Origin of the sequence: Anaerococcus nagyae, assembly GCF_017874535.1 — a bacterium.
Lineage (GTDB): Bacteria > Bacillota > Clostridia > Tissierellales > Peptoniphilaceae > Anaerococcus > Anaerococcus nagyae.
Map to the genome: position 1 here is coordinate 16,538 of NZ_JAGGLS010000003.1, position 19,128 is coordinate 35,665.

21 protein-coding genes and 1 tRNA gene are annotated in these 19,128 nt (G+C 30.2%); 16 read left to right on the forward strand and 6 right to left on the reverse strand.

Going from position 1 to position 19,128, the window contains the following annotated elements; translation table 11 throughout:
* The first annotated feature begins 93 nt into the window (after positions 1 to 93).
* The 5 genes from ylqF to topA are packed head-to-tail and all read left to right on the forward strand — an operon-like array spanning position 94 to position 5,037.
* Positions 94 to 930, forward strand: a complete 837-nt coding sequence (gene ylqF, locus J2Z39_RS03230) for a ribosome biogenesis GTPase YlqF (RefSeq protein ID WP_117521703.1) — start codon at positions 94 to 96, stop codon at positions 928 to 930.
* Positions 927 to 1,550 (forward strand): ribonuclease HII, encoded by a 624-nt coding sequence (locus J2Z39_RS03235; protein WP_117521198.1) that lies wholly within the window; start codon positions 927 to 929, stop codon positions 1,548 to 1,550. The genes ylqF and J2Z39_RS03235 overlap by 4 nt, the downstream gene beginning before the upstream one ends.
* Positions 1,547 to 1,894 carry a YraN family protein gene (locus tag J2Z39_RS03240; RefSeq protein WP_209813762.1) on the forward strand — a complete coding sequence of 116 codons (348 nt, stop codon included), beginning with the start codon at positions 1,547 to 1,549 and terminating at the stop codon, positions 1,892 to 1,894. The genes J2Z39_RS03235 and J2Z39_RS03240 overlap by 4 nt, the downstream gene beginning before the upstream one ends.
* Positions 1,884 to 2,975 (forward strand): DNA-processing protein DprA, encoded by a 1,092-nt coding sequence (dprA, locus tag J2Z39_RS03245; protein ID WP_209813892.1) that lies wholly within the window; start codon positions 1,884 to 1,886, stop codon positions 2,973 to 2,975. The genes J2Z39_RS03240 and dprA overlap by 11 nt, the downstream gene beginning before the upstream one ends.
* Positions 2,976 to 2,979: 4 nt before the next feature.
* Positions 2,980 to 5,037 carry a type I DNA topoisomerase gene (gene topA / locus J2Z39_RS03250; RefSeq protein WP_117521202.1) on the forward strand — a complete coding sequence of 686 codons (2,058 nt, stop codon included), beginning with the start codon at positions 2,980 to 2,982 and terminating at the stop codon, positions 5,035 to 5,037.
* Positions 5,038 to 5,052: 15 nt separating this feature from the next.
* On the opposite strand, the gene J2Z39_RS03255 is transcribed toward topA, so the two are convergent.
* From J2Z39_RS03255 to mscL, 5 genes are all read right to left on the reverse strand, one after another.
* The gene (locus J2Z39_RS03255; protein WP_209813764.1) at positions 5,053 to 5,715 is read right to left on the reverse strand and encodes a hypothetical protein; all 663 of its coding nucleotides are present in this window, start codon (positions 5,713 to 5,715) and stop codon (positions 5,053 to 5,055) included.
* A 52-nt stretch (positions 5,716 to 5,767) separates the two neighbouring features.
* The gene (locus tag J2Z39_RS03260; RefSeq protein ID WP_117521206.1) at positions 5,768 to 6,430 is read right to left on the reverse strand and encodes a hypothetical protein; all 663 of its coding nucleotides are present in this window, start codon (positions 6,428 to 6,430) and stop codon (positions 5,768 to 5,770) included.
* 1 nt (position 6,431) lies between these two features.
* Complete coding sequence (locus J2Z39_RS03265; RefSeq protein WP_209813765.1) at positions 6,432 to 7,295, reverse strand: ATP-binding cassette domain-containing protein; 864 nt, start codon at positions 7,293 to 7,295, stop codon at positions 6,432 to 6,434.
* On the reverse strand, positions 7,288 to 7,659 hold the full coding sequence (locus J2Z39_RS03270) for a GntR family transcriptional regulator (RefSeq protein WP_117521210.1): 372 nt from the start codon (positions 7,657 to 7,659) through the stop codon (positions 7,288 to 7,290). Before J2Z39_RS03270 ends, J2Z39_RS03265 begins: the two co-directional genes overlap by 8 nt.
* Before the next feature lie 133 nt (positions 7,660 to 7,792).
* Positions 7,793 to 8,233, reverse strand: coding sequence for a large conductance mechanosensitive channel protein MscL (gene mscL, locus J2Z39_RS03275; protein ID WP_209813767.1), 441 nt, complete (start codon positions 8,231 to 8,233; stop codon positions 7,793 to 7,795).
* 228 nt (positions 8,234 to 8,461) lie between these two features.
* On the opposite strand from mscL, the gene J2Z39_RS03280 reads away from it, so the two are divergent.
* The 5 genes from J2Z39_RS03280 to J2Z39_RS03300 all read left to right on the forward strand — a co-directional run bounded on the left by J2Z39_RS03280 (position 8,462) and on the right by J2Z39_RS03300 (position 12,006).
* Positions 8,462 to 9,040 carry an NUDIX hydrolase gene (locus tag J2Z39_RS03280; RefSeq protein WP_117521214.1) on the forward strand — a complete coding sequence of 193 codons (579 nt, stop codon included), beginning with the start codon at positions 8,462 to 8,464 and terminating at the stop codon, positions 9,038 to 9,040.
* 1 nt (position 9,041) lies between these two features.
* Positions 9,042 to 9,872, forward strand: coding sequence for an aminoglycoside 6-adenylyltransferase (locus tag J2Z39_RS03285; RefSeq protein ID WP_209813770.1), 831 nt, complete (start codon positions 9,042 to 9,044; stop codon positions 9,870 to 9,872).
* 8 nt (positions 9,873 to 9,880) lie between these two features.
* Positions 9,881 to 11,089: a D-alanyl-D-alanine carboxypeptidase family protein gene (locus J2Z39_RS03290; RefSeq protein WP_209813772.1), complete on the forward strand. Its 1,209-nt coding sequence runs from the start codon at positions 9,881 to 9,883 to the stop codon at positions 11,087 to 11,089.
* A gap of 218 nt (positions 11,090 to 11,307) precedes the next feature.
* Positions 11,308 to 11,384 (forward strand) — tRNA-Arg (locus tag J2Z39_RS03295).
* Between the two features lie 109 nt (positions 11,385 to 11,493).
* A complete protein-coding gene (locus tag J2Z39_RS03300; protein WP_117521220.1) occupies positions 11,494 to 12,006 on the forward strand; it encodes a nucleoside deaminase in 513 nt (170 codons plus the stop codon).
* Positions 12,007 to 12,014: 8 nt separating this feature from the next.
* On the opposite strand, the gene J2Z39_RS03305 is transcribed toward J2Z39_RS03300, so the two are convergent.
* Positions 12,015 to 12,422: a VOC family protein gene (locus J2Z39_RS03305; RefSeq protein ID WP_209813774.1), complete on the reverse strand. Its 408-nt coding sequence runs from the start codon at positions 12,420 to 12,422 to the stop codon at positions 12,015 to 12,017.
* A 171-nt stretch (positions 12,423 to 12,593) separates the two neighbouring features.
* On the opposite strand from J2Z39_RS03305, the gene J2Z39_RS03310 reads away from it, so the two are divergent.
* The 6 genes from J2Z39_RS03310 (at position 12,594) to J2Z39_RS03335 (ending at position 19,100) form a co-directional block, all read left to right on the forward strand.
* A complete protein-coding gene (locus J2Z39_RS03310) occupies positions 12,594 to 13,544 on the forward strand; it encodes an NAD(P)-dependent oxidoreductase (protein ID WP_209813776.1) in 951 nt (316 codons plus the stop codon).
* Complete coding sequence (udk, locus tag J2Z39_RS03315) at positions 13,541 to 14,158, forward strand: uridine kinase (protein WP_117521227.1); 618 nt, start codon at positions 13,541 to 13,543, stop codon at positions 14,156 to 14,158. Before J2Z39_RS03310 ends, udk begins: the two co-directional genes overlap by 4 nt.
* Positions 14,159 to 14,160: 2 nt before the next feature.
* Positions 14,161 to 15,978 (forward strand): 1,4-alpha-glucan branching protein GlgB, encoded by a 1,818-nt coding sequence (gene glgB / locus J2Z39_RS03320; RefSeq protein ID WP_117521229.1) that lies wholly within the window; start codon positions 14,161 to 14,163, stop codon positions 15,976 to 15,978.
* Positions 15,962 to 16,420: a UPF0158 family protein gene (locus J2Z39_RS03325; RefSeq protein ID WP_117521231.1), complete on the forward strand. Its 459-nt coding sequence runs from the start codon at positions 15,962 to 15,964 to the stop codon at positions 16,418 to 16,420. The genes glgB and J2Z39_RS03325 overlap by 17 nt, the downstream gene beginning before the upstream one ends.
* A complete protein-coding gene (locus tag J2Z39_RS03330; protein WP_209813779.1) occupies positions 16,417 to 17,556 on the forward strand; it encodes an FAD:protein FMN transferase in 1,140 nt (379 codons plus the stop codon). Before J2Z39_RS03325 ends, J2Z39_RS03330 begins: the two co-directional genes overlap by 4 nt.
* 68 nt (positions 17,557 to 17,624) lie before the next feature.
* Positions 17,625 to 19,100: a DUF1846 domain-containing protein gene (locus J2Z39_RS03335; RefSeq protein ID WP_209813781.1), complete on the forward strand. Its 1,476-nt coding sequence runs from the start codon at positions 17,625 to 17,627 to the stop codon at positions 19,098 to 19,100.
* Positions 19,101 to 19,128: the final 28 nt, after the last annotated feature.

The following is a 19,128-nucleotide window of genomic DNA, read 5'->3' on the forward strand; positions in this document are numbered from 1 at the left end:
ATTCTTATATTAAATATACAAACTAGCTCTTTCTAGATAAAAAACAACATATTATGTATAATATATCTAGAAAATAAGGAGATAGTTATGGCAATGAATATAAATTGGTATCCTGGTCATATGAAAAAGACCAAGGAAGAAATCGCAAATAATCTTAAGCTAGTGGATATAGTTTTAGAGATTATAGATGCTAGAATACCAGAATCTAGCAGAAATCCAATGATAGATGAAATTATAGGCAATAAGCCACGTATGATTATAATGAATAAGTCAGATTTGGCTGACAAAGATATAAATAGAAAATGGATAAAAAAATTTAAAGAAGAAGGCATCCCAGCTACTACTATGAATTCTAAGGAAAAGATTAATGTTTCTAGAATTTATGATCTAGCTAAGACAGAGCTAGCTGATAAGTTTGCGAGAAATGAGTCAAAAAATATAGAAAACTCTGTCATCCGTATGATGATTGTAGGAGTACCTAATGCTGGTAAGTCAACCTTTATAAACAATGTAGCAAAAAGAAAGTCTGCAAATGTAGGAAACAGGCCTGGAGTTACAAAGACTAAACAATGGATAAAAACTGGAGCTAATATAGAGCTCTTAGATACTCCAGGAGTTTTGTGGCCAAAATTTGATGAAAAGACAGGCCTAAACCTATCCTATACTCATGCTATAAAAGATGAAATTTTAAATGTAGAAGATTTGACATTGAAATTTTTGGAAGATCTTCAAAAAACTTATCCTGAAAGTTTGACCGAAAGATATGGCGTAGATCCAGCAAATCCAGCCTTAGAAATCTATGAGGATATAGCTAGAAAGCGCGGAGCTGTGACTAAGGGTGGAGACTTTGACTATACAAGAACAGCAAATATAATTTTGACAGATTTTAGATCTGGTAAACTAGGAAGAATTAGTTTAGAGCGACCATGAAATATTCTTTATACAATGATGAAATAAGAAAAGAAATATACGAAAATTACGAGCATATATCAGGTATTGATGAAGTAGGAAGAGGGCCTTTGGCTGGACCTGTTGTAACTTGTGCAGTTATCATGAAAAAGGATTCTAACATAGATGGAATTACCGATTCAAAAAAACTTACCCGTCCTAAGATGCTTAAACTAAAAGAGCAGATACTAGAAGATGCTCTTGATATTTCATATGGTTATGCTAATAATAGGGTAATTGATGAGATTAATATCAGACAAGCAACCTTAAAAGCTATGAAAAATGCTGTGGATAGCCTATCTATAATACCAGATATTTTATTGATTGATGCCGAAAGGATAGATTCTAATATTCCACAGTTAAATATTGTAAAAGGAGATCTTAATGAATATGCGATCTCATGTGCATCTATACTTGCTAAGGTTAGAAGAGATGATATTATGATTAACTTTGCGAAAATATATCCTCACTATTCTTTTGATACAAATATGGGCTATGGTACAAAAAAGCATTATGATGGAATTGATAACTATGGCATTACTTCTATCCATAGAAAAACTTTTCTTAAAAAATACTATGCAAGGCAGGAAAGTTTTCTATGACGGAAAAAAGAAGAATTGGAGATACAGGGGAGGAGATAATTTATAATTACCTTTTAGAAAGAAATTATCAAATTCTAGGGCGCAATTATTCTAAGCCTTATGGAGAGATAGATATAATCGCCCTAAAAGATGGTGTAGTATGTTTTGTAGAAGTTAAGACTCGTAAGTCTGTTAAGTATGGGTATCCAAGAGAAGCTGTTAATTACTATAAGCAACAGAGAATAATAAAAGCAAGCCAAACATATTTAATAGAGAATAGGCTTGCTGATTGTATAATAAGATTTGATGTGGCAGAAGTTTTTACTGAAAGTAGAAAGATAAATTATATTGAAAATGCATTTTAAATTAAGTCCAAGAGAAACTATTTTATACTTAAACTATATATATTTAGATAATAGAATTATCCTATTGATATGGGAGACAATAGGTTTTGATGGATTTTTTGAAAAATCTAGAGATCAATTAGACTTTTTAGATGATAAGATTTATAGGAAAATATTTAATGATGAAAATCTAGAAGGCTTTAAACATTATAATGAAAAAGTAAATAAATTTGGCTATGATTATGTGACAATGCTTGATGAGTACTATCCACATAATCTAAGGTACATAGAAGATAGACCAGCCTTATTATTTTATAAAGGAAATCTAGATTATGAAAAAGATAGAAATTCTATAGCCTTTGTAGGAGCTAGAAAGTGTACTGATTATGGTAAGTGGGCTTGCAAGAATTTAACTGAAGGTATAGCTAATAGCGGGATAACTACGGTGTCAGGCCTTGCTTATGGGATAGATGCTATGTGTCACAAGTCGACTCTAGAAGTTTCGGGAAGGACTGTTGGAGTAATAGGATGTGGTATAGATAAGATTTATCCTAAACAAAATAGAAATTTATATGAACAACTTGAAGAAAGAGGTCTAATTTTATCAGAATTTCCTTTAGGAACTGATCCTAGGAGTTTTAACTTTCCTAGACGTAATAGGATAATATCAGGTATCTCACTTGCTACAGTGGTTATAGAAGCCAAGGAAAAATCAGGTACTATGATAACTACTAGATGTGCTTTAGATCAAGGTAAGGAAGTTTTTGCAATTCCTGGTAATATCAATTCTATTTATTCTAAGGGTACTAATAAACTTATTCAAGAAGGCAGTAAGCTTATAACTTGTGCTGATGATATTTTAGAAGAATTAGATTACCTTTTAGAGTTTAGTGAAATAAAAAATGAAATAGATTATTCTAGCCTTGAAAAAGATGAGCTAAATATAGTAAAGTATATCGAGGAAAACCCAAATTCCACAGCGGATATTTTATCAGCTAATTTGAATATAAATATAGACGAAATTAACTATCTCTTAACATCACTTGAGTTAAGAGATTTTATAGAAAATATTGGAAATAATGAATTTACAGTAAAGAGGTGATTAGTTGGCTAAAAATTTAGTAATAGTAGAGTCTCCAACTAAAGCAAAGTCAATAGGAAAGATGTTAGGTAGCAATTATAAAGTAAGAGCTACTGTAGGACATTTAAGAGATTTACCAAAGTCAAAATTTGGTGTAGATATTAAAAATAATTTTGAACCTGAGTATATAAAAGTAAGGGGAAAGGCCAAAACTATAAATGAACTTAAAAAAGAAGCAGAAAAGGCTGACAAGGTATATCTTGCAACTGACCCTGATAGGGAAGGAGAGGCCATCAGCTGGCATTTAGAATACCTACTGGGTCTAGATCCAAATGAAAAGAATCGTGTTGAATTTCACGAAATTACTAAGGATAATGTAAAAAATGCTATCAAGAATCCTAGGACAATTGATCAAAATCTCGTTGACGCCCAACAAGCAAGACGTGTTATGGATAGGATAGTAGGTTATGAGATAAGTCCTATATTATGGAAAAGAGTAAAATCTGGTCTATCAGCAGGTCGTGTCCAATCAGTTGCACTTATGCTTATAGTGGATAAACAAAAGGAAATAGATGCATTTGTTCCAGAAGAATATTGGACTATTACAGCTGACCATGAGATAGATAAGCTTAAATTTGTGTCAGAATTTTATGGAAGTACTAGTAAGAAAATGAAAATATCCAATGAAGCTGGTGCTAAAAAGGTCTTAGACAAAGTTGATAAAAATAACTTTAAGGTAGTTGAAATTAAAAAGAGCAAAAAATCCCGTAAGCCACCAAAACCTTATACTACTTCAACACTTCAACAAGATGCATCCAATAAATTAGGGTATTCAACAAAATTTACTATGCAGCTTGCTCAACAATTATTTGAAGGTATAGAACTTGGCTATGATGGGTCTGTAGGCCTTATTTCCTACATGAGAACTGATGCTACTAGAATCAGCCAAGAGATAGTAAAAGAGTCCTTATCATATATAAATGAAAAATATGGCAAAGAATATGCATCTAAGGGTAATACTCATGGGGCAAAGAAGAAGGGAAGTCAAGATGCCCACGAAGCAATCAGACCAACATCCATATATAGAGATCCTATATCAGTTAAGCAATACTTAACAGATCAACAATATAAGCTTTATAAGCTAATATGGACAAGGGTTGTTCAATCTCAAATGACAAACTACGAGTACCTATCAACCACAATCAATTTTGATAACAATGGTTTAATCTTTAGGTCCAATGGTAAGATAACAACCTTTGAAGGTTTTAATAAGATAAGTGGAGGACTAGAGAATGAAAACATCCTCCCAGAACTTAAAGATGGAGATGTAATATCAGCTAGTGAAATTAAGAAAGCTCAACATTTTACTAATCCTCCAGCAAGGTACACAGAAGCAAGTCTAGTAAAAGTCTTGGAAGAATTTGGTATAGGACGTCCATCAACATATTCTGCAACAATAAATCAAATAGTAAATAGAAATTATATAGAGTTTGAAGGTAGGTCAATATACCCAACAGAACTTGGTATTACTGTAAATAACTTTTTGCAAGAAAACTTTGATGATATAATAAATGTTGAATTTACAGCAGAAATGGAAGATCAATTAGATAAAATAGCGGAGCATAAGGTTTATTGGAAAGATGTATTATCAAGCTTTTATAAAGGCTTTGAGAAAGACATGACTAGTGTTAAAAAAGATAATACAGACTATAAGGTAAAAGATAAAGTGCTAGATGAGAAGTGCCCAAAATGTGGGCATGCCTTAGCTATCAAACATGGAAGAAATGGTAAATTTATAGGTTGCACTAATTTTCCAGATTGTGACTTTACTAAATCTATAGTGAAAACAACAGGAGTTGATTGTCCAAAGTGTAAGGATGGGGAAATAATAGAGAAAGTAAGCAAAAAAGGTAAGAGATTCTATGCTTGTAATAATTATCCGGATTGTGACTACGCAGTATGGGACCCACCAACAGGAGAAAAATGTCCAGAATGTGGTGACCTTCTAGTCCATAAGAAGAATAGAAAAGTCGATGAGATTAGGTGTGCTAACTGTGGATATATAAAAGAGAAAAAGAGATGAGTTTTTGCTCATCTCCTATTTTTTTGGATCAAATTTAACTACTACTATATGTCTAAATACTATTGTTAGGATAAAAACTATAAAGCCTATAAGCAAGTGTATGGGATTGCTGCTAGAAATGTGGTTTCTCATAAGAGATGAGAATATTACATAAAGTATAATTCCAGCAGGACCTGGAGGAAATCCAATTATAAAGGACAGGGTAGAAGCAATTATAGCAAAATTGATACCCATAAGGACTTCTGTAAATATAGCAGTAAAGCTTGGCCTACCATTTACAAAAAAATCTAATATATGGCTACCATAATTTGGCATGGAATCTGCTTGCCCTGCAAATACATGGGATAAACCATATATTATAAGACTAGTAACTACTAAAAAAATAACATCCTTTGTTACTAAGCTATAGGATATTTCTTCTCTGGTAAAACCTAGTTTATTAGCTAGAGGGTAGGTCTTATCTAGTGATGCAAGCACCGATACAAATGCAAATATGGCTGTTACTAGTATTATTAAGATTACTGCAGAAAATAAATAACCTGATTCAAAACTGCCCAAATCTTTTCTTTTAGCAAAGGCTAGTACAACTCCACCTAATAATGCTATTAAAATAGCTGTTAAATAAGATTTTATATCATTTTTACTATTAATTTTTAAAAATTTTCCTATTTGATTCATAATATCTCCTATATTATTACTCAATTTACAAACCACCAATTAAATTAAAATCTTAATACCTATCAACTTTTTTTATTATAATTGCTCTAATAATTTGCACTAAGACAAATATAATGAGAGTTATGATAGGGTAGTTAGGTATATTTTGAATAAAATTACCTGAGGATACAACCAAGTATCCTGCTGCTCCCTGCAGACCATAGATTAGCTTATCTTTAAATTTTAATACATAAAATATCATTGGGATAATATTTATCAGTGATAGTATCAATGTAAAATATAAGAGCAATTCACCTAGGCTAGTAAATCTAAATTTTTCATATATTACTCGAGTTACGAAAAATACTCCACTTTGATCTATAGGTCTTGGCATTAAGTGATATAAGATTAAATAGGAAACAACTCCAAAAATTATAATCCCTATTATATCCTTTAAAAGTATGGCAATGATTATATCATTTCTGGTGTTTACAAATTGTAGACCTAATTTATTTGTTTTTATAAGTGATTCAGTTGCTGATGTCAGTAGGAAAGATAAGCAGCTAATAAATAATAATCCTCCTATAGAAGCTCTAATATTTTCTAAGGAAGTATTTGAACCATTAGCTAGTAGGCCCAAAATAGTACCTACAACAATCGAGATTCCAACAAATATTAAAAAATAGTGAGAATAGTTTTTTATTTCTACTTTCAGCAATTTTTTTATGCTATTCATATCAAACCTCCTTATTATTTATTGCTATAAATAAGTCTCTTAAATCTAGTCTATTAACTCTAGCTTTTTCTTTAAGCTTGTTTATTTCCTCTTCGCTAAATTTATCATATACACTTACAATAACTTGGTTTGCAAAAATATTTTTACTTACAACATTTTTATTAGCTAGCATATCTAGATTTTTTGGGTTAAGGGTTATAGAATATGATTTTTCTTCTATATCATAGATAGGTTCATTTACTATAACATCTTTGTCTTTTAAGATTATGACATCAGTAATCATTTTTTCTATATCAGCTACATTGTGAGAGGATATGATTACTGTTGACTGGTCTTTCTCTTGGTACTCCATAAGCTTTTTATAGAAAATATCTTTATTTATCTCATCTAGACCAGTAGTTGGCTCATCAAAGAAAAGAAAATCTGCACCACTGGCAAGACCAATAGCATTTCTAAAAAGACTTTGCTTACCAAAAGAAAGTTTTCTGTACCTAGTTTTCATGTCAATATCAAATATATTTATTAGCTCCTCAAACCTTTTTTTATTGAAATTTTCTAAAAGGATATAGATTAAATCCATAATTTTGTTAAGGTGTTGGGCTTTTAAAGCTTCTGAGATAAAATCTTCTCCCACTAGCAGAACTCTTTTCTTATAATCCTTATTTTCTCTGATAGATTTATGATTATAGCTTATTTGGCCTTGATAATTTACTAACTGGTCAGCTAAAATCTTAAGAAGAGTAGTCTTACCAACTCCATTTCTAGCAAATAATCCATAGATTCTGTTTTCTTCTATCTTTAGATTTGCATTTTGAAATACAATTTTCTTATCAAAGGATTTATTTAAATTTTTTACCTCAATCATTTATATCTTCCTTTCTATAAATATCTTCGATTTCATTTATCAAATCATCTTTACTTATTCCAAGTAACTTAATATTTTTAATTAGATCTGGAAGTATATTATCTAGATACTCTTGCCTTCTTTTTTCTTTAATAATATCTATTGCTTTATCAGTAACAAACATGCCCATACCTCTTTTTTTATAAAGTATTCCTTCATCTACCAATATATTTAATCCCTTCCTAGCTGTAGCTGGGTTTATACTATATACATTTGCAAACTCGGTAGTAGAAGGGGACTGATCTCCTGCTAGAAGTAAACCATCTAGGATTTGGTTTTCTACCATTTCTGCTACTTGCTCAAAAATAAGTTTATTGGAATCCATTCATATAGCCTCCTTATTAGTTAGTTACTCAAGTAACTAACTATCTTAATTTAATTATAGCAGGTAAATTTATAATGTCAAGAAAATTTTGCAAAAAAAAAAAGAACCACATAGTGTGGTTCTAAGAAATGTATTATTCTATGATTGTTACTCTATCATCGTTAGAGTGTGCATTTTCATTATGATATCCATCAAGTTCACTTGTACAGTGAGGACATCTTGTTGCTTCTACTGGAATTTCTGATTTACAGTATGGGCATTCTTTACTTGTATCATCTTCACTAGCATCATTATTGTGTCTATTAAATGCTTTAACGATTGAGAACATTACTAAGGATATGATTAAGAATGTGATAATAGCATTAATTAGATTACCAAACATTAGTTTTGCTCCACCAATTGTTACATAGAGGTCTGAAAAATCTACTCCTGCTGTAAGACCTGTAATGATTGGCATTAATAAGTCTTCTACAACTGAATTAACTATAGCTGTAAAAGCAGTACCCATAATAATACCTACTGCCATATCTAGAACATTTCCTTTGGCAATAAATTCCTTAAATTCTTTTATCATAATTTTTCCTTTCTATTGTAATTGGAATTATAGAAAATATAATTCATAATTATATTACTCTCACATAAAGAGTTTGACAAATTTTATCATAGGAAATTGAAAATATCTAAATTTTAGCCAAATAAATTTATGAATTTATTGATATTAATAATATGTTAAGATAAATACTATAATAACAAAGTTGACTTGTGTAGATTATTTTACTATTATAAATTAATAGAGGTATTTATGAAAAATTTACTTGTTGATGATGAATTTTATGCAAAAATAAAAAATTACGCTGTATTTATACCAACGATTGAAGTTGATGGTAAAGATCATATTTTACTTGAGGTTAGAAGTCAACATATTGCTCAACCTGGAGAGGTAAGCTTTCCAGGAGGCAGAGTTGAGCCAGGAGAAGAGTTTAAAGATGCTGCTATAAGAGAAACTATGGAAGAGCTTCTTTTAGATCGTAAAGATATTGAATATCAAGGTTATTCTTCTATGATATTAAGTTCTACCTATAGTCATATTAAAGCATTTTATGGAAGGATTAATAAAAATATAGAAGAAATAAAGTATAATGAAGAAGTAGCATCAATATTTGCAGTAGATGTTGATTATTTCAAGAAAAATGAACCAATAATGTATAGAGCCCCTTATGAGATGGTCTTTCCTGAGGATTTTCCTTTTGATAAAATTCCTAATGGTAAAGATTATGAATTTGTAACAGGATTTCATGATATGTATTTTTACGATACAAATCCAGTTATTTGGGGACTTACAGCAAAATTACTTAAAAATTATATAGGAAGCTTAGATTAAGATGAGAAATGATATAAGTAATAAACTCATAGATTATGCGCAAAAAAATAATACTATTGAATCCATGTTTTATATAAAAAATGAAAACTATAATTCATTTTATAAGGTTTATTCTGTAGTAAACGATATTATTATAGGTAAACTTGAAGATGAATTTGTAGGGCTATTCGATGATGTTATTCTTGTTAATAGGACTAAAGATGAGTTTAATTTCGAAAAGGCAAAGATACCATATACAAATATTAATATTTATAAAAAAGATAATTCAAAGATAAGTGAAAGTATTATTTCAAGTGAGTATGCAGATGGATTTATAAAAACCTTACCAAATAATATAGAATTTATTTACAATAAACCTGGCTTTGAAAGACTAGAGGTAAATAAAAATTTCAAATATGATAGACCAAAGGAATATGAATTAATATCTACCATTAGAAATTTTTTTGCTAGTGCAATAGAAGTTTCTATGTATGTCAACGAAAAAGATGAGATAGCAGCTTCTTTAAAGATGGAAGAGTTAAGGTCATATCTTGTAAGTGTGATTAATTTTTATATAAGAGAAAAATACTCTTACACTAAAGATATGGGTTATGATGGTCAAAATTTAAAGAGTACTTTAGAATTAGATGTTAAGGAAGATTACTTATTAAGTTACCATCATGAAGATTTTATGGATATATATAATTCTTTATTTAGATCTTGTGTATTATTTAGAAATCTTGCAATGGGATTGTGCGATACTAATGGATTTGCATATCCTAGACAAATTGATGTAGAAGCTATGAAGCTTCTAAGGAGCAATTATAAAAAGCTCGAATCTTTCTTAAGTTAGGGGCTAAAATGAAACAGAATAAATTATTATCTTTTGTTATTTTTACGATATTGGTTATTTTTTCAAGTACTTCTTTTGCAGCTAATCAAAATAAAATAGTAGGACTAGACGATAATGTAGAAAGTTATCTAATAGGGGATGAAAAAACAGGCGATATTTACTATGAAAAAAATGTTGATAAACCTCATCCTATGGCATCTTTAAGTAAGCTAATGACATATTTACTTACTAAAGAGGCTATAGATGAAGGAAAAATTAGCCTAGATGATAAGGTTACAGTTAGTAAAGAGGCTGCCGAATTTAATAGTTGGGAGTACTCAGCATTAGGCCTTAAAGAAGGGCAAGTTTTTACTGTGGAAGAATTACTACAAGGGCTAATGGTCGTAAGTGGCAATGATTGTGCTTATCAACTTGCGGTGACTGTGGATGACTCTGAAGCAGAATTTGCCAGAAGCATGAATATGAAAGCATCAAAGCTTGGATTAGATAGTCAAGTTTACTATAACGCTAGCGGAGTACAGACGGAAGAAGGCCAAGAGAATTCTTCTTCTGCAAAAGATTTATTTAAGCTAAGTCAATATATTATAAAAAAATATCCAGAAATATTAGAATATGCAAAAGTGCGTGAGATTGTTGATCCTAAGCATGATATAAAAGTAGCAAGTACAATTCCTCTTGTAGGGGAGATTCCAGGTGTAGATGGCCTTAAAACAGGAACTACGGATGATGCAGGAGCTTGTTTGATATCTACAGTGAATATGAAAGAAATTGACAGTAAAGATGATTTTAGAACTATAGGGGTCATAATGGGTGCTGATCAAAAGGATACTAGAAATAGTGTTATGAGTGATCTAATATATTATGTCAGTAGGTATTATGATTCAAAAAGTGTTCTTGATAAAAATGTAGCTGTTGATTCTATAAAGATAAATACAGCAAGTCAGGGGTACATAGATATATATCCAGCTGAAGACGTAAATATTATTTTAAAAGATGGTCAAAATCCATCAATAAAGTATAATATAAAAGATGACATCAAAGCGCCAATAAATAAAGGTCAAGAATTAGGACAAGCTATCGTTACTTATGGAGATGATGAATATAAGGTTGCCCTAGTTTCAAATACAGATTTAAAAGAGGCTTCTTTATTTTCAAGAATTATAAGAACAGGTCAAGATGCAGCAAACTTTTTACTCAAACTCGTTATTGCAAGGTAAGGATTGTAGGTCAATATTGTAGTATTAAGACTGCATAAATTCTTTCAGCTTCTTTAAGTACGCTGGAAGAGGTAAAATTTGGGGCTGTGTTCTGAGTGTGATTTTTAAGTTCACAGCTAAAAATTGTGTCTACGGATTTCTAATTAGTTCTTCATTTTTTGTGGTATTCCTTACTTATAGTACAGAGGTTCGCTAGTAAATCGGATTAGGCTTTATAGGTTTCAGTAGCTCAGCTGGATAGAGCACCGCCCTCCTAAGGCGGGTGTCGGAGGTTCGAATCCTCTCTGGAACACCAGTAAAACTGATTGAATGCTTAGATTTCAATGGTTTGTAATTTGTTTATGGGTAATATGTGGGTGATTCTTGCATATTACCTCTTTTTATTGCAATAAAAAAGGATATTTATGACTGATATTATTAATAATTTTACTGAAGATGATTATTTTTTTATGAATGAAGCTTTATATGAAGCTCGTCTTGCTAGATTTATTGAAGAGGTGCCAGTGGGATGCGTTATTGTTTATAAAGGGAAAATTATTGGACGTGGCCATAATTTTACTTATAAAGGCAAGTCTGCCCTAAAGCATGCAGAAATAATTACTATAGATCAAGCTAGTAAGTTTATGGATGATTTTAGGCTAGAAGAATGTACTATGTATATCACTATGGAACCATGTTCTATGTGTGCAGGGGCTATTATTAATTCTAGAATAGATAGGCTTGTTATTGGTCTTTCTGATTATAAGAGAGGAGCTTGTGGATCTTATACAAATGTTACAGGTGATAGGGGTCAACTTCATTATATTGATGCAGAATTTGGCTTAATGAAAGAAGAAGCAAAGTATGAGCTTCAAACATTTTTTAAAATGCTTAGAAAAAGAAGCAAAGAAAAAAAGAAGCTTAAATCTAAGATTTAAACTTCTTTTTATTTTGGTAAGTCTGCTATAAATTGCCATCCTATATCATACTTATCTACCAAGAAGGTAGTAAGTAATTTACTATTTACCTTTTGCGGTTCCATTATTACACGGGAATCTTTTCTAAAATTCATATAGGACTTATATAAATCATCTGCACTTGTTTCTATTACTATCTTTACATTATTTCCATTGCTTAGGTTTTCATCTATAGTTGTATCCTGCATGTAAATTTTGTTGCCGTATATTTCTAAATAAGTAAGATAAATTCTATTTTTTATTTTTTCCGGATGTTTAAATTCCTTGAAGTCACTATATTTAAAAATTGTTTTAGGTTTTTCTAAATCAAATACTTCACAATAGTAATCTACTGCATCCAAACATTCACCATTTTTAAAAGTAATTCCAACTGCCATTCCTACTCCTTTTTCTTTTCATACATAAGAATATCATTTATAGATATCTAATTCAATATGTTAAAACGTTATCATTTAAAAGTATATAATTTTGTTTGCTACAATCTCTAAATTTATGTAGATTATAGTATAATAATTTTATATAAGTAACAAAATAGTTAGGAGTTTAGCATGAAAATAACTTTATTAAATCCTTTAGAAGTAAAAGAAGAGATAATATTAGATAATAAAAATAAATTAGAAGAAATGGGTCATGAATTTGATTATTATGATTCTTTAGCAAAAGATGATGATGAAATAATTGAAAGATTAAAAGATAGTGATATAGCTATAATTACAAATAAGCCATTAAGTGCAAATGTAATAGATAATTGTCAGAATCTAGAAATGATTGATGTTGCCTTTACTGGAGTAGATCACGTGGATTTGGATGCAGTAAAGAAGAATGGCATAACTTTATTAAATGCAAGTGGTTATTCTGATGATTCTGTAGCAGAACTTGTAATTGGCTTAATTATAGCAGTTATGAGAAAGTTTAATGAAAATAAAGAAAATATTTTTGAAGATACAAATAATTCATTAATGGGAGAAACATTAAAAGGCAAAAAAATTGGAATAATTGGTACAGGTAATATAGGTATCAAGCTTATAGAATTACTAAAAGTATTTGGTTGTGATATTTTAGCATATTCTAGAACGGAAAAAGAAGATGTAAAAGCTATGGGCGTAAGCTACGTAGACTTAGATACTTTACTTAAAGAATCAGATGTTGTTTCTTTACACATACCAAATAATAATGAAACTAAGGGATTTTTAGGAAAAGATGAGCTTGATAAGATGAAAGATAATGCTATTCTTATAAATTGTGCAAGAGGACCAGTTGTGGATAATGATTATCTTGCAAAGCTATTAAATGAAGATAAGCTACGTGCTGGTATTGATGTATTCGATATGGAACCACCTCTTCCAAAAGACTATTCATTAAGAAATGCTAAGAATGTAATATTAACAAATCATGTTGCTTTTTATACAAAAGAAGCTATGGAAAATAGAGCTAAAATAGTTTTTGATAATATATATAAATATCTTGATGGCAATGTCATCAATGAGATCAAACTATGAATGAGGTAAAGATTATTGCTATAGCAGGTGGGTCTGCTTCTGGAAAATCATCTATTGTAAAATATATAGATGATTATTTCAAAGACGACTTGACAGTTATAGGTCATGATAACTATTATAAGGCTCATGATGATATTAATTTTGAACAAAGATCAAAGCTTAATTATGACTATCCTGGAGCCTTCGATAATGATCTATTTTATAAGGATTTAGTGAAATTACAAGCTGGTAAATCTATAAAAATGCCTACTTATGATTATAGAATTCATACTAGAAGTAGCGAAACAGTAACTATTAATCCTACTAAAATTATTTTAATAGAAGGTATTTTAGTTCTAGAAGATAAAAGAATTAGAAATATAACTGATACCAAAGTGTTTATAGATGCAGATAGTGATGTAAGGCTTCAAAGACGAATCCTAAGAGATACTAAAGAACGTGATAGATCTTTAGAATCTGTCCTTGAACAATTTATAAAGCAAGTTAAGCCTATGCATGAAAAATATGTAGAGCCTACTAAAAAATATGCCGATATTATAATACCGCGTGGAGCAAAAAATACTAAGGGTATAGAAATACTTACAAGGCATATTACTGATATGATAGAGGATTAATAATGGAAATAAATATTTTTGAAACAGACCATGAGGCTATAGAAAACTATATAGCGGGTTTTTCTAGTAATGGTCATGAACTTTTTGGTCCTATTGCTTATAAAGATGGTTATATATTTAGAGTGTATGCTCCTAATGCAGATAGAATGTATATTAAGGGCGATTTTACAGGATGGGATATCCATGAAATGATTAAAAACCCAGAGTACGGATATTTTTATATATTTGAAAATGCTAAAGTTGGAGATTACTATAAATTAGTAGTAGTAAAAGATAATCAGTGGGTTGAACACACTGATCCTTTTGCAAGAGCTATGGACTTAGAGGGAGACTTTGCTTCACTAATTGTAGATGAATCATATGAATTTTCAGACTCAGACTTTATAAAAAATAGAAACAAGAATTTTGATAAGCCTATGAATATTTATGAGATTCATATGGGAAGTTGGTTGAGATTGTCTGATAGGGTCAATTTTTTAGATATAGTAGATAAGCTTATAGATCATATAAAAAAAATGAACTATACTCATGTAGAAATAATGCCAGTTACAGAGTATCCATTTTATCCGTCTTGGGGTTATCAATCAACAGGATTTTTTGCAACTTCCTCCAGATATGGTAAACCAGAGGATTTAAAAAAATTTGTAGACCTTATGCATCAAAATGGTATAGGAGTTATTCTTGATGTAGTAGCTGTTCATTTTGCGAATGACTATTATGGGCTAAAGATGTTTGACGGAACTCATATGTATGAGTCTTCATATGAAGATTTAACATACTCAGAATGGGGGTCAATTAATTTTGATTATTCCAAAGGTCATGTAAAAAGCTTTATGAAATCTTCATTTGCTTATTGGATTGATAACTTTCACTTAGATGGAATTAGAGTAGATGCTGTAAGTTATATGATTTATTATAATGGTAACGAAAATCGTGGTATCCATGATGATAATATAAATTTTATAAGTGATTTAAATAAAACGCTAGAAATTGCATATCCAAGTGTTATGCGTATAGCAGAAGATTCATCAGCTTATCCAGGAGTGACCCATCCTGTAGAAGATGGCGGATTAGGATTTGATTATAAGTGGGATTTAGGCTGGATGAATGATACAATAAAATACTTTGAAGTTGATTCTTATAATCGCTCAATGTATCATAGTAAGGTGACTTTTTCTATGTTCTATTTTTATAATGAGAAATTCTTACTACCACTGAGTCATGATGAAGTAGTGCATCTTAAAAAGCCTATGATAAATAAAATGTTTGGATCTTATGAAGATAGATTTAAGGAGCTTAAAGTTTTAAATACTTATCAAATGACTCATCCTGGTAAAAAATTAAACTTTATGGGAAACGAAATAGCTACATTTGATGAATGGAATGAGAATGAGAGTATTAATTGGAACATACTTAATTATCCAACTCATGATGACTTTAATAGGTATCTAAAAGACTTGAATTATCTTTATAAAGAAAATAAAGCTTTTTATGCTAATGATTATAAAGAGGATGGTTTCAAATGGACTGTAGTAGATGATGCTAATACTTCTGTTTTTGCCTATGAAAGATATGCAGAAAATTCTAGATTTTTAGTAGTACTAAATATGGCAAATATGTATCATGGTGCGTATGAATTCCCTTTTGATGAAGATTTAGAATTTATTGAAAAAATAAATAGCTTTGCGCCAAAATATGGTGGAGATAAGGTAGATTATAGGCAAATAGAAATTGAGAAAGGAGAAGTTCTTAAACTGGAGCTTTGGGAATATGAAGCTTGCATTTTTGAGATAAAAGAAAAAAATGAAAAAACCAATTAATTTATCTTGGTTAGTTGAAAAATGGACCCTTCTAGATGAGGATTCATATTTAAAGTCTATATGGATTAACACAGAAAGTTTAGATTTTATAAGAATTAATCAAGGTCAAACTGAAGAAGATATAATGGAAAATTATATAGATATAGATAATGATATAGAACATTATGTGCTTATGCCTGATAGAAAATCTTTAGATCAATCAAAATTACGTGAAGCATTCATAGAAACCTTAGATAGATATGAAAAAGATCAATTTATAGACGATATAGAAGGATATTCTCCCCATGAGGAGTTTAAGGATGCAGTGTATTCTTTAGGCTTAGAAGAAAAATATAATGACTTTAGAAATAAAGTCGTTGCTAATATACTCCTTTACTGGGCAGATGATGAGGGCATACAAATTAAAAAGGATATGGAAACCATAAATATAAATAAAATATGAATTTTAAAAAGATTATTACTTGCTTAGCACTAATGCTAAGTCTAGCTGCGTGTCAAACAAATGATAGTTCAAAAGTAGATGAAAATAATAAAGTATCTATTAGTGAAAATAAAACTAGTAAGAAAGTATTAAAAAGTGAAGATAAATCTGATGGAACTTCTGATGAATTAATAAAGTATGATACTGTTTATTATGATTATTTTGATACTGTTACTACATTTGCTGCATACACTAAAGATGAAAAAGAATTTGAAAAGTATAAGGAAGTTTTAGAAAAAAACCTTAAGAAATATAATGAACTTTACAATACCTATGATAGTTTTGATGGAGTAAATAATATTAGTACTATTAACAAAAATGCAGGCAAAAAGCCGGTTAAAGTTGATAAAGATATTATTGAGCTATTGGAATTTTGTAAAGATTTTTATGACAAATCAGACGGGAAAATTAATATAGCTCTTGGTAGCCTTATAAAAGTATGGCATAATGAAAGAGAATTAGCTATAGCAAATCCTAAAAAGGCAGAATTACCTAAAAAGGAGTTGTTGGAAGAAGCTGCTAGTCATAATGATATAGATAAGATTATTATAGATAAGGAAAATAGCACAGTATTTATAGAGGATCCAGATATACAAATAGATGTTGGTGCAATAGGTAAAGGATATGGATTAAAGAAAATAGAAGAAAATCTTAGAAAAGAAGGTTTAAATCATGCTATACTTTCTATAGGTGGAGATGATGTTCTAATTGGAGATAATCCTACTAAGGAAAATGGAGAGTTTAAAATAGCCATTCAGAATCCAGATCTTTCCGCAGAAGATCCGTATTCAAGTATAATTAACCTAAAAGATACGACAGTAGTAACGAGTGGGGATTACCAAAGATTTTTTAAGGTTGATGGAAAAGTATATCATCATATCATAGATCCAGATACTCTTTATCCGTCACAATATTTTAAATCAGTATCAGTTATTCACGATGATATAGCTCTAGCTGACGCACTTAGTACCTATTTATTTATTGTTGATGTACAAACAGGTAAAAAGATAGCGGAAAAATATGGAGCAGAAGTGTTCTGGATTGATAATGATTTTAATGAATATCGTACAGATGGATACAAAAATATAGAAGATTAATCGGGAGGGTTCCCGATTTTTTATTTATGCTTATAATTTGATATAATAATAAAGGTAATGGAGGGGAAATGAAAAATTTAGCTTTTGATAATGATAAATATATAAAATTACAATCAGAAAAGATCCTTGAAAGAATTAGCCATTTTGATAAACTCTATCTAGAATTTGGTGGCAAACTTTTTGATGATGAACACGCCGCAAGAGTTCTACCTGGTTTTAAGCCAGATAGTAAACTAGAAATGCTTGATAATATAAAAGATAGAACAGAAATTCTAATCACTATAAATGCTAATGATATAGAATCTAACAAAATTAGAGGAGACAGTGGCATCTCTTATGAAACCGAGAGTATAAGACTTAAACAATCATTTGAACAAAAAGGATTTTTTGTAAGTTCTATTATAATAACTCAGTTTAATTACCAAGAAAAGGCTATGAGGTTTGAAAAGTATCTTGATAATCTATCAATTAATCATTATAGAACTTATGATATTAAAGGATATCCAAATGATATAAGTCACATATTATCAGATGAAGGTTTTGGAAAGAATGACTATGTAAAGACACAAAGAGAATTGGTAGTAGTAACAGGTCCAGGTCCTGGTTCTGGTAAAATGGCTACTTGTCTTTCCCAAATGTATCTAGACAACGAAAATGGTAAGAGATCCTCTTATGCAAAGTTTGAAACTTTTCCTATATGGAATCTAGGGCTTATGCATCCAGTAAATATAGCTTATGAAGCTGCTACTGCAAACTTAAATGATGTGAATATGATAGATCCATATCACTTAGAAGCTTATGGAAAGCTTGCAGTAAATTATAATAGAGATGTAGAAGCATTTCCTGTATTAAAAAGAATGTTAGAAAAAATTATGGGAGAAGCACCTTATTCATCACCAACTGATATGGGTGTTAATATGGCTGGTTTTTGCATAGTTGATGAAGATGTTGCAATAGAAGCTAGTAAAGAAGAAATTATAAGAAGATACTATAATTCTTTAGTTGATTATAGATTTGCCAAAGAGTCTCATACAAGTGTAGAAAAAATTCAGACTCTTATGAGTAATCTTGACCTAAAAGCAGAAGATAGAAAAGTTGCAGTAAAGGCTCGTGAAAAAGAAAAATTAACAGGCAGAGAATCTTTTGCAATTGAATTAGAAGATGGCAGAATAATGAGAGGAAAAAAATCCGAATTATTCTCAGCACCAGCCGCTTGTATTTTAAATGCCCTTAAAAAACTTGGGAAAATTGATGATGATATCTTACTACTAAGCCCTCATATAATAGAACCAGTTTCAAATCTTAAAACAAAAGCATTAGGAGAAAACGAACCCTCCCTTTCAATAAATGAAATGTTAATAGCCCTTGCTATATCAGCAACAACAAATCCACTTACTCATATGGCTATAGAAGAGATTAAAAATCTTAAAAACCTAGACGCTCATAGCACAGTCATATTAAATGATAGTGAAAAAAGTGAACTAAGAAAACTAGGCTTGAATTTTACTCAAGATCCAGTTTTTACTGATGATAGTGGCTATTAAAAATTAAATTAAAAGAGACTAGAGTAAA